The sequence below is a fragment of the Acinetobacter sp. YH12211 genome, assembly GCF_013418015.1.
Lineage (GTDB): Bacteria > Pseudomonadota > Gammaproteobacteria > Pseudomonadales > Moraxellaceae > Acinetobacter > Acinetobacter towneri.
Genome location: NZ_VPCW01000044.1, coordinates 1 through 12,752 on the forward strand (window position 1 = coordinate 1; position 12,752 = coordinate 12,752).

The following is a 12,752-nucleotide window of genomic DNA, read 5'->3' on the forward strand; positions in this document are numbered from 1 at the left end:
GTAAATTTTCAGCGTTGCTGGCTCCCCGTCAGCCGGATTGGGTTGCATCGCAGGGGTGTCGAAAGAGTCAACTGCGGTCCAAAGCTGTTGGACTTGGGTGAAAAGGGCGTTTATTCTTCCTATACGTGCCGCGTTCCAGGCGGCGACTATGAGGGCTATGTCGATGCCCATGTGCGCCGGCTGGAGGCGCTACGCCGGGCCGGTATCGTCGAGCGGATCGACGCCGACCAATGGCGCATCCCCGATGATCTGGTCAGCCGTGCCGCCGCCCATGACGCCGGCCGAGACAGTCAGGCCAGCGTTCGCGTCCTTTCCCCGGTCGATCTGAACAAACAGATCGGATCGGACGGCGCGACCTGGCTGGACCGGCGGCTGATCCACGGCGAGACGGCCGACCTTGCGCCAACCGGCTTCGGGCAACAAGTCCGCGAAGCCATGGACCAGCGCCGCGAGCACCATATCGAACAGGGCGACGCCACCCGCAGCCGGGACAGCCGCGTCTTCTACCGGCGCAACCTTCTCGCCATCCTGCGGGAGCGCGAGGTAGCCGGCGTCGGATCGGATATGGCTTTGAGTAAGGGCCTGCCGTTCCGCGCCGCCACGGACGGCGAGAGCGTCAGCGGCAAGTTTACCGGAACCGTGCATCTATCGAGCGGCAAGTTCGCCGTGGTCGAGAAATCCCATGAGTTCACCCTTGTCCCGTGGCGGCCGATCATCGACCGCCAACTCGGCCGCGAGGTTATGGGCATCGTGCAGGGCGGGTCGGTGTCGTGGCAGTTAGGGCGGCAGAGGGGGCTGGAACGCTGAGTGCGCCCATGCCGCATTGCGAAGCAAAAGATAATCTGATAAAATGTAGCAATTCATATTCGTAAGCGTGGAGTAATCAGATGGGAAATTCCAAGTCAGCAGACAAGTAAGCCGCAACAACCAGTATTGTTGTTGCGGCGCTCTGTAAGGCTAGTCTCATCTGATTGCTGACGAGCAGACGTCGCCCGGTATTCCTTAATCTTAATCGAGGGTTGATTCGTCATGACCACCACACGCCCCGCGTGGGCCTATACGCTGCCGGCAGCACTGCTGCTGATGGCTCCTTTCGACATCCTCGCTTCACTGGCGATGGATATTTATCTCCCTGTCGTTCCAGCGATGCCCGGCATCCTGAACACGACGCCCGCTATGATCCAACTCACGTTGAGCCTCTATATGGTGATGCTCGGCGTGGGCCAGGTGATTTTTGGTCCGCTCTCAGACAGAATCGGGCGACGGCCAATTCTACTTGCGGGCGCAACGGCTTTCGTCATTGCGTCTCTGGGAGCAGCTTGGTCTTCAACTGCACCGGCCTTTGTCGCTTTCCGTCTACTTCAAGCAGTGGGCGCGTCGGCCATGCTGGTGGCGACGTTCGCGACGGTTCGCGACGTTTATGCCAACCGTCCTGAGGGTGTCGTCATCTACGGCCTTTTCAGTTCGATGCTGGCGTTCGTGCCTGCGCTCGGCCCTATCGCCGGAGTATTGATCGGCGAGTTCTTGGGATGGCAGGCGATATTCATTACTTTGGCTATACTGGCGATGCTCGCACTCCTAAATGCGGGTTTCAGGTGGCACGAAACCCGCCCTCTGGATCAAGTCAAGACGCGCCGATCTGTCTTGCCGATCTTCGCGAGTCCGGCTTTTTGGGTTTACACTGTCGGCTTTAGCGCCGGTATGGGCACCTACTTCGTCTTCTTCTCGACGGCTCCCCGTGTGCTCATAGGCCAAGCGGAATATTCCGAGATCGGATTCAGCTTTGCCTTCGCCACTGTCGCGCTTGTAATGATCGTGACAACCCGTTTCGCGAAGTCCTTTGTCGCCAGATGGGGCATCGCAGGATGCGTGGCGCGTGGGATGGCGTTGCTTGTTTGCGGAGCGGTCCTGTTGGGGATCGGCGAACTTTACGGCTCGCCGTCATTCCTCACCTTCATCCTACCGATGTGGGTTGTCGCGGTCGGTATTGTCTTCACGGTGTCCGTTACCGCGAACGGCGCTTTGGCAGAGTTCGACGACATCGCGGGATCAGCGGTCGCGTTCTACTTCTGCGTTCAAAGCCTGATAGTCAGCATTGTCGGGACATTGGCGGTGGCACTTTTAAACGGTGACACAGCGTGGCCCGTGATCTGTTACGCCACGGCGATGGCGGTACTGGTTTCGTTGGGGCTGGTGCTCCTTCGGCTCCGTGGGGCTGCCACCGAGAAGTCGCCAGTCGTCTAACCGACGACTGGTAGCAGGCCCGCTCCGATGCGGCGCACTAACCATCGAAACCTCGTGAATGTCGGTATCCTGTCTGGCAGGATACCGCTCATTTCCCTTGTTCAGTTCATCGCCGTCGCCGAGCATCTGAATTTTCGGCATGCGGCCAAGGCACTTGGTATCAGCCAGTCGAGCGTCAGCGCGCGTGTGAAAGCGCTGGAGGATAACCTTGGTGTCCTGCTATTTGAGCGCCATGCGCGGGGCGTTCGGCTAACAGACGCAGGCAGGCACTTCATGGAGCGTGTCACGGCGGGTGTCGATCAACTCGATCACGCAGTGAAGACCGCGGAGTGACGGGCACTGGCTGGCAATGTCTAGCAACGGCAGGCATTTCGGCTGAGGGTAAAAGAACTTTCCGCTAAGCGATAGACTGTATGTAAACACAGTATTGCAAGGACGCGGAACATGCCTCATGTGGCGGCCAGGACGGCCAGCCGGGATCGGGATACTGGTCGTTACCAGAGCCACCGACCCGAGCAAACCCTTCTCTATCAGATCGTTGACGAGTATTACCCGGCATTCGCTGCGCTTATGGCAGAGCAGGGAAAGGAATTGCCGGGCTATGTGCAACGGGAATTTGAAGAATTTCTCCAATGCGGGCGGCTGGAGCATGGCTTTCTACGGGTTCGCTGCGAGTCTTGCCACGCCGAGCACCTGGTCGCTTTCAGCTGTAAGCGTCGCGGTTTCTGCCCGAGCTGTGGGGCGCGGCGGATGGCCGAAAGTGCCGCCTTGCTGGTTGATGAAGTACTGCCTGAACAACCCATGCGTCAGTGGGTGTTGAGCTTCCCGTTTCAGCTGCGTTTCCTGTTTGCCAGCCGGCCCGAGATCATGGGGTGGGTGCTGGGCATCGTTTACCGCGTCATTGCCACGCACCTGGTCAAGAAAGCGGGCCATACCCACCAAGTGGCCAAGACGGGCGCGGTCACCCTGATCCAGCGTTTTGGATCGGCGCTCAATCTGAATGTTCACTTCCACATGCTGTTTCTCGACGGTGTGTATGTCGAGCAATCCCACGGCTCAGCGCGTTTCCGCTGGGTCAAGGCGCCGACCAGCCCAGAGCTCACCCAGCTGACGCACACCATCGCCCACCGGGTGGGTCGCTATCTGGAACGGCAAGGCCTGCTGGAACGGGATGTCGAAAACAGCTATCTGGCCTCGGATGCGGTGGATGACGACCCGATGACACCCCTGCTGGGGCACTCGATCACTTACCGTATCGCTGTCGGTTCACAGGCGGGGCGAAAGGTGTTCACTTTGCAAACTCTGCCGACCAGTGGTGATCCGTTCGGTGACGGGATTGGCAAGGTAGCCGGGTCCAGCCTGCACGCCGGCGTGGCGGCCAGGGCCGATGAACGCAAGAAGCTCGAACGGCTGTGCCGGTACATCAGCCGCCCGGCGGTATCCGAGAAGCGGCTGTCGTTAACACGAGGCGGCAACGTGCGCTACCAGCTCAAGACGCCGTACCGGGACGGCACCACGCACGTCATTTTCGAACCATTGGATTTCATTGCAAGGCTGGCCGCCCTGGTACCGAAGCCCAGAGTCAACCTAACCCGCTTCCACGGGGTGTTCGCACCCAACAGTCGGCACCGGGCGTTGGTCACGCCGGCAAAACGGGGCAGGGGCAACAAGGTCAGGGTGGCTGATGAACCGGCAACACCAGCACAACGGCGAGCGTCGATGACATGGGCGCAACGGCTCAAGCGTGTTTTCAATATCGACATCGAGACCTGCAGCGGCTGCGGCGGCGCCATGAAAGTCATCGCCTGCATTGAAGACCCTATAGTGATCAAGCAGATCCTTGATCACCTGAAGCACAAAGCCGAAACCAGCGGGACCAGGGCGTTACCCGAAAGCCGGGCGCCACCGGCTGAGCTGCTCCTGGGTCTGTTTGACTGACGAGCCTGAAGGCCAACGATACCAATCAAAATGCTGCGTTCACAGCGCCGCGGCAGGGATCCGCCGTGCTGGTTGTCGGAAAAGGAGCCGCTAGTGGGAAAGAGGAGGGTAAATTTTCAGCGTTGCTGGCTCCCCGTCAGCCGGATTGGGTTGCATCGCAGGGGTGTCGAAAGAGTCAACTGCGGTCCAAAGCTGTTGGACTTGGGTGAAAAGGGCGTTTATTCTTCCTATACGTCGATCGATTGAATGAAGGACATATACAATCATTTCTCCGACATTTGGTTATGGAGCGAAAAGTTTCAATATCTTATCAAAACCAGGCAATCAATGCGATTAAGTTTTATTACGAACGTGTTTTGGGTGGACAACGGAAAACATATTTCATCGAAAGACCAAAAAAAGAAAAAACACTTCCTGTTGTGATGAGTGAAGAAGAAACCATTCGGGTACTACGCGCTATTGAAAACGTGAAACACAAGGCTATTCTGATGACTATTTATTCGGCAGGTTTGCGCATTTCTGAATGTATAAACCTGAAAATAAAAGACATTGACTCCAAGCGCATGCAAATTCGTATAGAACAGTCAAAAGGAAAAAGAGATCGTTATACCATTTTATCTGAGAAAACATTAATTATTTTAAGAACATACTTTATGGAATATAAACCAAAAGATTATTTATTTGAAGGTCAAAAAGGTGGCGCATACTCAAGCCGAAGTATTCAAAACATTTTTAAAGCAGCTGTTTTAAAAGCAAAGATTCAAAAGGAAGTTACTGTACATACCTTACGACATAGCTTTGCAACGCATTTGCTTGAGAATGGTACGAGTTTACGTTATATTCAATCGTTGTTAGGTCATTCAAGCAGTAAAACAACTGAGGTTTATACACATATTACCACCAAGGGAATGGAACAATTAAAAAGTCCGATGGATTTGTTAGATATATAGAAAGGATTTGTATATTTGAGCAAAACTTAACAAAAAGCACTATGAATATAAATCCTTTTGAGAGAGTAGAAACGAACGGTAAACGGTTGAAAACGGATTTGTCACTGATAATGAAAGGTTTAGCAAAATAAGATATAGTGGATATATACGCCATTTGGCGTATAGCCACTTGTTATGTGCCATTTTTGAATGACAATGCGAATAGATACGGACAAACAAATGAATTTACTTAGTGATAAGAACGTTGCAATAATTGGTGGTGGACCCGTTGGACTGACTATGGCAAAATTATTACAGCAAAACGGCATAGACGTTTCAGTTTACGAAAGAGACAACGACCGAGAGGCAAGAATTTTTGGTGGAACCCTTGACCTACACAAAGGTTCAGGTCAGGAAGCAATGAAAAAAGCGGGATTGTTACAAACTTATTATGACTTAGCCTTACCAATGGGTGTAAATATTGCTGATGAAAAAGGCAATATTTTATCCACAAAAAATGTAAAGCCCGAAAATCGATTTGACAATCCTGAAATAAACAGAAATGACTTAAGGGCTATCTTGTTGAATAGTTTAGAAAACGACACGGTTATTTGGGATAGAAAACTTGTTATGCTTGAACCTGGTAAGAAGAAGTGGACACTAACTTTTGAGAATAAACCGAGTGAAACAGCAGATTTGGTTATTCTTGCCAATGGTGGAATGTCGAAAATAAGGAGCTTTGTTACCGACACGCAAGTTGAAGAAACCGGTACTTTCAACATCCAAGCTGATATTCTTCAACCGGAAATAAACTGTCCCGGATTTTTTCAGCTATGCAACGGCAACCGATTAATGGCGGGACATCAGGGCATTTTATTGTTTGCCAATCCCAATAATAATGGTGCATTGTATTTAGGAATTAGTTTTAAAACGCCCGATGAATGGAAAAATAAAATTCCCTTAGATTTTCAGGACAGAAACAGCGTTGCCGATTTTTTATTGAAAAGATTTTCCAAATGGAGTGAAGTTTACAAACAATTAATACGTTCGGTATCAACATTTCAATGCTTGCCCACAAGGAAATTTCCTTTGAACAATGATTGGAAAAGTAACCGTCCATTACCCATAACAATGATTGGCGATGCTGCTCATTTGATGTCGCCTTTTGCAGGACAGGGTGTAAATACGGGATTATTGGATGCTTTGATATTGTCTGAAAACCTTACAAACGGAGAATTTACAAGTATTGAAAATGCCATCGAAAACTACGAACAACAAATGTTTGTTTATGCAAAAGATACGCAGGACGAATCGACAGAAAACGAAACCGAAATGTTTAGTCCCAATTTTTCGTTTCAAAAATTATTGAATCTATAAACAGTAAGAAAAAACGGCTACTAACAAGCAGTTTTGCAATAGTGGGGCAGAAGTGCAAAATTGAACTTGTGTGCTTCTATCAACTTTTGTACATTAGCTGCCAGTTTAAGATGGGTGCATTTGAGTATGCCCAAAGGAGCCCGCAAGTATGCGCAGGACGAAGCCAGTAGCCGCGCCGATGGTGGCGCGGGTCTATCTGCGCGTCAGCACCGACGCGCAGGACTTGGAACGCCAAGAGGCGATCACTACGGCCGCGAAGGCCGCCGGCTACTACGTCGCCGGCATCTACCGTGAGAAGGCATCCGGCGCACGCGCCGACCGGCCTGAGCTGCTGCGCATGATCGGCGACCTACAGCCCGGCGAGGTGGTCATTGCCGAGAAGATCGACCGCATCAGCCGCCTACCTTTGCCCGAGGCCGAGCGCCTGGTGGCCTCGATACAGGCCAAAGGCGCACGCCTGGCCGTCCCTGGCGTGGTCGATCTATCCGACCTGGCGGCCGAGGCCCAGGGCGTCGCCAAGATCGTGCTGGAAGCCGTGCAGATCATGCTTTTTCGCCTGGCCTTGCAGATGGCCCGCGACGACTACGAGGACAGGCGCGAACGCCAGCGCCAAGGCATTGAGTTGGCCCGCCAGGCCGGGCGGTACAAGGGCCGCCGTGCTGATCCGAAGCGCCGCGCCCAAGTTGTCGCGCTGCGCAAGTCCGGCTACAGCATCAACAAGACCGCCGAGCTGGCCGGGTACAGTGCGGCCCAGGTGAAACGGATATGGGCCGAGGTCAGCCAGGCCGAAGCGAAGCAGCACGGCGCGTTCGTGGAGGACGCATTGACGGAAGCCGATGCCCTGGCCGCTGTCGGCCAGGATGAGCGCCAGGAGGAAAGGGCATGAAGAAGCCGAACCAAGACGACGAGCCGTTTTTCATCACCGAGGAGATTGCGGCCGAAATGATCGCCGGCGGCTATGAGTTCGAGCTGCCGCCCATTCCTTGCACCATCCGCCTACGCGACGTGCTGGAGCGCATGACCGATGCTGAGCTAGCATTGCAGCCGGGCGAGATCGCCGACCAAGAGCGTGAACGCTGCCGGCGCAAGCCGTGTTCAACCTCATGATCTGGTCATGGTATTTTTCATGGCACTGAGCCTGATAGTTCTTGCAAATTGTTGTCACTAAAGGGTTTTGTGTGCTTGTTTACAATCGAGTGGGAGTGACGGGCACTGGCTGGCAATGTCTAGCAACGGCAGGCATTTCGGCTGAGGGTAAAAGAACTTTCCGCTAAGCGATAGACTGTATGTAAACACAGTATTGCAAGGACGCGGAACATGCCTCATGTGGCGGCCAGGACGGCCAGCCGGGATCGGGATACTGGTCGTTACCAGAGCCACCGACCCGAGCAAACCCTTCTCTATCAGATCGTTGACGAGTATTACCCGGCATTCGCTGCGCTTATGGCAGAGCAGGGAAAGGAATTGCCGGGCTATGTGCAACGGGAATTTGAAGAATTTCTCCAATGCGGGCGGCTGGAGCATGGCTTTCTACGGGTTCGCTGCGAGTCTTGCCACGCCGAGCACCTGGTCGCTTTCAGCTGTAAGCGTCGCGGTTTCTGCCCGAGCTGTGGGGCGCGGCGGATGGCCGAAAGTGCCGCCTTGCTGGTTGATGAAGTACTGCCTGAACAACCCATGCGTCAGTGGGTGTTGAGCTTCCCGTTTCAGCTGCGTTTCCTGTTTGCCAGCCGGCCCGAGATCATGGGGTGGGTGCTGGGCATCGTTTACCGCGTCATTGCCACGCACCTGGTCAAGAAAGCGGGCCATACCCACCAAGTGGCCAAGACGGGCGCGGTCACCCTGATCCAGCGTTTTGGATCGGCGCTCAATCTGAATGTTCACTTCCACATGCTGTTTCTCGACGGTGTGTATGTCGAGCAATCCCACGGCTCAGCGCGTTTCCGCTGGGTCAAGGCGCCGACCAGCCCAGAGCTCACCCAGCTGACGCACACCATCGCCCACCGGGTGGGTCGCTATCTGGAACGGCAAGGCCTGCTGGAACGGGATGTCGAAAACAGCTATCTGGCCTCGGATGCGGTGGATGACGACCCGATGACACCCCTGCTGGGGCACTCGATCACTTACCGTATCGCTGTCGGTTCACAGGCGGGGCGAAAGGTGTTCACTTTGCAAACTCTGCCGACCAGTGGTGATCCGTTCGGTGACGGGATTGGCAAGGTAGCCGGGTCCAGCCTGCACGCCGGCGTGGCGGCCAGGGCCGATGAACGCAAGAAGCTCGAACGGCTGTGCCGGTACATCAGCCGCCCGGCGGTATCCGAGAAGCGGCTGTCGTTAACACGAGGCGGCAACGTGCGCTACCAGCTCAAGACGCCGTACCGGGACGGCACCACGCACGTCATTTTCGAACCATTGGATTTCATTGCAAGGCTGGCCGCCCTGGTACCGAAGCCCAGAGTCAACCTAACCCGCTTCCACGGGGTGTTCGCACCCAACAGTCGGCACCGGGCGTTGGTCACGCCGGCAAAACGGGGCAGGGGCAACAAGGTCAGGGTGGCTGATGAACCGGCAACACCAGCACAACGGCGAGCGTCGATGACATGGGCGCAACGGCTCAAGCGTGTTTTCAATATCGACATCGAGACCTGCAGCGGCTGCGGCGGCGCCATGAAAGTCATCGCCTGCATTGAAGACCCTATAGTGATCAAGCAGATCCTTGATCACCTGAAGCACAAAGCCGAAACCAGCGGGACCAGGGCGTTACCCGAAAGCCGGGCGCCACCGGCTGAGCTGCTCCTGGGTCTGTTTGACTGACGAGCCTGAAGGCCAACGATACCAATCAAAATGCTGCGTTCACAGCGCCGCGGCAGGGATCCGCCGTGCTGGTTGTCGGAAAAGGAGCCGCTAGTGGGAAAGAGGAGGGTAAATTTTCAGCGTTGCTGGCTCCCCGTCAGCCGGATTGGGTTGCATCGCAGGGGTGTCGAAAGAGTCAACTGCGGTCCAAAGCTGTTGGACTTGGGTGAAAAGGGCGTTTATTCTTCCTATACGTGAACCGCATCCTACGGAATGAGTAACCCTTGCCCTATTGTGAGTAGAACGTCGTATAATTCAAACGAAAGCAGTTAATAGGTATGAAATATCACAGCACAAAAGAGCGACAGGACATGTTTAGATGATGTTATTATAAAATAATAACATCATGGATGAATAAAAAATAATTTTCTATCTTTACAACTATGTTATACTTCTATGATAAGGCTATGATGGCAAAGCCTTGGTTTTCCTAATCAAATAGTCGCCGAGATGGCTTCAATGCGACAGTAGGTCTACTGTCTCACAATTAATTCATGTATCAGATTTTTGTTCCCTGATGGGAAGTGTTATCCATACGAAAAGAATATGGGTAAAGTGTTACACCTGTATATGACATTCAGAATGTCCTGTCGGGGGAACTGGTACCAATTTAATAAAAGAAAACAGTATAGAAATGACAATCGAAGATATGCAAACATTAGCCCTAGAGCATGGGCTGAGAATTTCGGAAGAGATGAGCGTCAATGAGATGGGCATCGACTTTAGAGTTGCCTTTGTAAAGGAAGTAAACGGTGAGAACTGGGTACTCCGTATACCTCGAAGAAGCGATATGCTTGAACAAATCGAAAATGAAAGTAGAATATTGGATTTAGCCAAAAGAAACCTGTCGATCAATGTCCCTGATTGGAAAATTGTATCGGAGCGCCTAATAGCCTACCCTTTACTGGAGGATGCGCCTGCTCTGACATTCGATGCGATAACACATGAGGTTTCTTGGAACATAGATCGCGATAGCATAGCTTATGTGGAGTCTCTGGCAAAATCATTGGCCGAATTACATCGTATTACAGCTGACGATGTGAGAAAGAGCAACTTGAAAATAATGACTCCAAGTGAATTGAGGACCGAAATAGCTGACCGTATCCACTTGGTGAAATCTGAGATAGGTATCAGCGAGCCGTTGGAAAACAGATACCGTAGATGGTTGGACAATGACCCTTTGTGGCCTGAATTCACTTGTTTCATCCATGGCGATCTCTATGCAGGGCATGTCTTAACCTCGAAGGAAGGTAAGACCTCTGGTATCATAGATTGGTCTACTGCGCATATGGGTGATCCTGCACTGGACTTTTCTGGTCACGTATCGGTTTTTGGAGAGGATAGCCTGAAGAGTTTGATAACGGAGTATGCTAAACAAGGCGGAACGATATGGGATAGGCTCTACGAACAATCTATAGAGAGGGCTGCTGCAGCTCCATTAGCATATGGCGCTTTTGCGGTAGAGTGCAACGACGATAATCATATCAATGCCGCCAGAGCAGCCTTAGGTATTGTTCAATAAAATGATGTGAGGATACTTTTTTAAATGCTAAAATAGGAGTTCGATTGGTGCCACTTAAGAGTATCATTGATTTCTATTTTAGCCAGTATCCTCCACTTTTAGGAGCTCCTCGAAACTCGATTTTATGATCATCTCTTAAGATTTTGAGCCACCGCTCTACTATCTTGACAGGAACTAATAGCTCGTTTACTAAAAATGGTGCACGCTTTCCTGGATTAGTTCTTATCTGATTAAATAGTAGATTTACTCCCTCACTTACTCCCTCATTAGATTCGAAAAGTAGCTTTGATGAGACAATAACTCGAAAACCGTGCTGGAAATTTTCAAAGACAGGGGGACGCAGACCATAGGATGCGAAGCCTTCTTGGATTCGTTTGATGCCTGACCCATATTTTTCAATAAAATGCGCTTCTTTGAACGTGGCAGATATCCTTTTATTGCGCGCCCATGGCGAGTAATCTTCACGAAGAAGCTGATCAATCGTTAAGTTATCAGCTAAACCACCTGGATTGAAAAACTCTATGGAATTGTAATACACCCTGATTATGGAATCGGCAAATTAATTTGGACTTGGGTGAAAAGGGCGTTTATTCTTCCTATTACGTTGTCGGCAGCGGGCCAAAAAGGAATACGTCCATGCCCATCGAGGTGAAACCGGCTGTGAGCGCGGGTTCAAGCATATAGCCCGACAGGCGCGTATCCTTGCCGATCACGACACGATGGCGGTGGTCACCGCGACGAAAGACACGGCCAGCCGCCATGCCGACGCGCAAGGCGGTTTCCGCCGTCATCGCGCCTTCGTTGGCTTTGCCACGAATACCGTCTGTGCCGAAATATTTGCGCACCATAAGGTCGATTATCCTGTCGTCGGGTCGCCCTCAAAGGGGACATGCCTGCTGAACCGCGAATATAGAGAAATATCCCGAATGTGCAGTTAACGAATTCTTGCGGTTTCTTTCAGCGCCGCCAATACCGCCAGCCCGTCGCGCAAGGGGCGCGGCTCGTGTGTGCGGATGAAGTCAGCTCCACCTGCGGCGGCGGCAAGCTCTGCAGCGAGTGTCGCGGCCCCGACATCCCCCGGACCACGGCCTGTGAGCGCGCGCAGAAAGGATTTGCGCGAAACAGACAGAAGCACCGGCAAATCGAAGCGCAGCCGCAATTCATCGAACCGCGCCAGCACCGAGAGCGAGGTTTCGGGAGCAGCCCCCAGAAAAAACCCCATGCCGGGATCAAGGACAAGGCGGTTGCGTTTGATACCGGCACCCGTCAGCGCCGCGATGCGCGCGTCAAAGAACGCCGCAATGTGATCCATGATGTCGCCAGCGGGTGCCTCGCGCCGATCTGCCTGCCCGTCTTGCACCGAATGCATAACGACGAGTTTGGCAGATGATTTCGCCAATTGCGGATAGAACGCAGCGTCTGGAAAACCGCGAATATCATTGAGATAGGCCACACCACGCGACAAGGCATAGGCTTGCGTCGCGGGTTGATAACTGTCGAGCGAGACGGGAATGCCATCTGCCTTGAGCGCGTCCAGCACCGGCGCGATACGCGCGATTTCTGTGTCGGACGAAACAGGCGCGGCGTCGGGATTGCTGGATGCCGGACCGAGGTCGATCACATCTGCCCCCTCGGCCATCAGCTTACGCGCCTGCGCAATGGCTGCGTCTGGCGCCAGATACCGGCCTCCATCGGAGAAACTGTCCGAGGTTATGTTGACGATGCCGAAAATGATGAGCGATTTATTCATGGGGGCTTCTATAATAATCTCTGTACACGACAAAAATAGATAACTCATTGAAATAATGTCACAATAATTGTTTTCTAACGACGAATACTATGACACATCTCAATGAGTTATATCTTATCTTAAACAAATCTCTAAAATGGAA

Annotated in this window: 13 protein-coding genes; 10 read left to right on the top strand and 3 right to left on the bottom strand. The window is 52.7% G+C overall.

The features are described from left to right. From FTU98_RS14045 to mph, 10 genes are all read left to right on the top strand, one after another. Positions 1-807 (top strand): DUF3363 domain-containing protein (locus FTU98_RS14045; RefSeq protein WP_223364268.1); only part of this gene is annotated, 807 nt, incomplete at its 5' end. Positions 808-1,029: 222 nt separating this feature from the next. Continuing rightward, positions 1,030-2,244 carry a chloramphenicol/florfenicol efflux MFS transporter FloR gene (gene floR, locus FTU98_RS13070; protein ID WP_000214122.1) on the top strand — a complete coding sequence of 405 codons (1,215 nt, stop codon included), beginning with the start codon at positions 1,030-1,032 and terminating at the stop codon, positions 2,242-2,244. Between the two features lie 27 nt (positions 2,245-2,271). Further along, complete coding sequence (locus tag FTU98_RS13075; RefSeq protein WP_001255015.1) at positions 2,272-2,577, top strand: LysR family transcriptional regulator; 306 nt, start codon at positions 2,272-2,274, stop codon at positions 2,575-2,577. A 111-nt stretch (positions 2,578-2,688) separates the two neighbouring features. After that, entirely contained in the window at positions 2,689-4,182 is a 1,494-nt protein-coding gene (locus FTU98_RS13080) for an IS91-like element ISVsa3 family transposase (RefSeq protein ID WP_001120888.1), read from the top strand. Between the two features lie 284 nt (positions 4,183-4,466). Further along, the gene (locus tag FTU98_RS13090; protein ID WP_015060916.1) at positions 4,467-5,132 is read left to right on the top strand and encodes a tyrosine-type recombinase/integrase; all 666 of its coding nucleotides are present in this window, start codon (positions 4,467-4,469) and stop codon (positions 5,130-5,132) included. 189 nt (positions 5,133-5,321) lie between these two features. Next, the gene (locus FTU98_RS13095; RefSeq protein WP_024160783.1) at positions 5,322-6,488 is read left to right on the top strand and encodes a tetracycline-inactivating monooxygenase Tet(X3); all 1,167 of its coding nucleotides are present in this window, start codon (positions 5,322-5,324) and stop codon (positions 6,486-6,488) included. 148 nt (positions 6,489-6,636) lie between these two features. Continuing rightward, positions 6,637-7,374, top strand: a complete 738-nt coding sequence (locus FTU98_RS13100; RefSeq protein WP_001366550.1) for a recombinase family protein — start codon at positions 6,637-6,639, stop codon at positions 7,372-7,374. Further along, entirely contained in the window at positions 7,371-7,595 is a 225-nt protein-coding gene (locus tag FTU98_RS13105) for a hypothetical protein (RefSeq protein WP_000743213.1), read from the top strand. Before FTU98_RS13100 ends, FTU98_RS13105 begins: the two co-directional genes overlap by 4 nt. Before the next feature lie 210 nt (positions 7,596-7,805). Continuing rightward, positions 7,806-9,299, top strand: a complete 1,494-nt coding sequence (locus FTU98_RS13110) for an IS91-like element ISVsa3 family transposase (RefSeq protein WP_001120888.1) — start codon at positions 7,806-7,808, stop codon at positions 9,297-9,299. Between the two features lie 673 nt (positions 9,300-9,972). Further along, a complete protein-coding gene (gene mph / locus FTU98_RS13120) occupies positions 9,973-10,860 on the top strand; it encodes an Mph(E)/Mph(G) family macrolide 2'-phosphotransferase (RefSeq protein ID WP_071830579.1) in 888 nt (295 codons plus the stop codon). A 73-nt stretch (positions 10,861-10,933) separates the two neighbouring features. On the opposite strand, the gene FTU98_RS13125 is transcribed toward mph, so the two are convergent. From FTU98_RS13125 to sul2, 3 genes are all read right to left on the bottom strand, one after another. Then, positions 10,934-11,398 carry an ATP-binding protein gene (locus FTU98_RS13125; protein WP_071830580.1) on the bottom strand — a complete coding sequence of 155 codons (465 nt, stop codon included), beginning with the start codon at positions 11,396-11,398 and terminating at the stop codon, positions 10,934-10,936. Positions 11,399-11,459: 61 nt separating this feature from the next. Continuing rightward, positions 11,460-11,708, bottom strand: coding sequence for a phosphoglucosamine mutase (locus FTU98_RS13130; protein ID WP_071830581.1), 249 nt, complete (start codon positions 11,706-11,708; stop codon positions 11,460-11,462). An 86-nt stretch (positions 11,709-11,794) separates the two neighbouring features. Next, positions 11,795-12,610 (bottom strand): sulfonamide-resistant dihydropteroate synthase Sul2, encoded by an 816-nt coding sequence (gene sul2, locus FTU98_RS13135; RefSeq protein ID WP_001043260.1) that lies wholly within the window; start codon positions 12,608-12,610, stop codon positions 11,795-11,797. Positions 12,611-12,752 lie beyond the last annotated feature (142 nt).

Excerpts from the sequence above, each read along its gene's own strand:
- floR (WP_000214122.1), top strand. The coding sequence starts at position 1,030 with ATGACCACCACACGCCCCGCGTGGGCCTATACGCTGCCGGCAGCACTG.
- FTU98_RS13075 (WP_001255015.1), top strand. The coding sequence starts at position 2,272 with ATGCGGCGCACTAACCATCGAAACCTCGTGAATGTCGGTATCCTGTCT.
- FTU98_RS13080 (WP_001120888.1), top strand. The coding sequence starts at position 2,689 with ATGCCTCATGTGGCGGCCAGGACGGCCAGCCGGGATCGGGATACTGGT.
- FTU98_RS13090 (WP_015060916.1), top strand. The coding sequence starts at position 4,467 with ATGGAGCGAAAAGTTTCAATATCTTATCAAAACCAGGCAATCAATGCG.
- FTU98_RS13095 (WP_024160783.1), top strand. The coding sequence starts at position 5,322 with ATGACAATGCGAATAGATACGGACAAACAAATGAATTTACTTAGTGAT.
- FTU98_RS13100 (WP_001366550.1), top strand. The coding sequence starts at position 6,637 with ATGCGCAGGACGAAGCCAGTAGCCGCGCCGATGGTGGCGCGGGTCTAT.
- FTU98_RS13105 (WP_000743213.1), top strand. The coding sequence starts at position 7,371 with ATGAAGAAGCCGAACCAAGACGACGAGCCGTTTTTCATCACCGAGGAG.
- FTU98_RS13110 (WP_001120888.1), top strand. The coding sequence starts at position 7,806 with ATGCCTCATGTGGCGGCCAGGACGGCCAGCCGGGATCGGGATACTGGT.
- mph (WP_071830579.1), top strand. The coding sequence starts at position 9,973 with ATGACAATCGAAGATATGCAAACATTAGCCCTAGAGCATGGGCTGAGA.
- FTU98_RS13130 (WP_071830581.1), bottom strand. The coding sequence starts at position 11,708 with ATGGTGCGCAAATATTTCGGCACAGACGGTATTCGTGGCAAAGCCAAC.
- sul2 (WP_001043260.1), bottom strand. The coding sequence starts at position 12,610 with ATGAATAAATCGCTCATCATTTTCGGCATCGTCAACATAACCTCGGAC.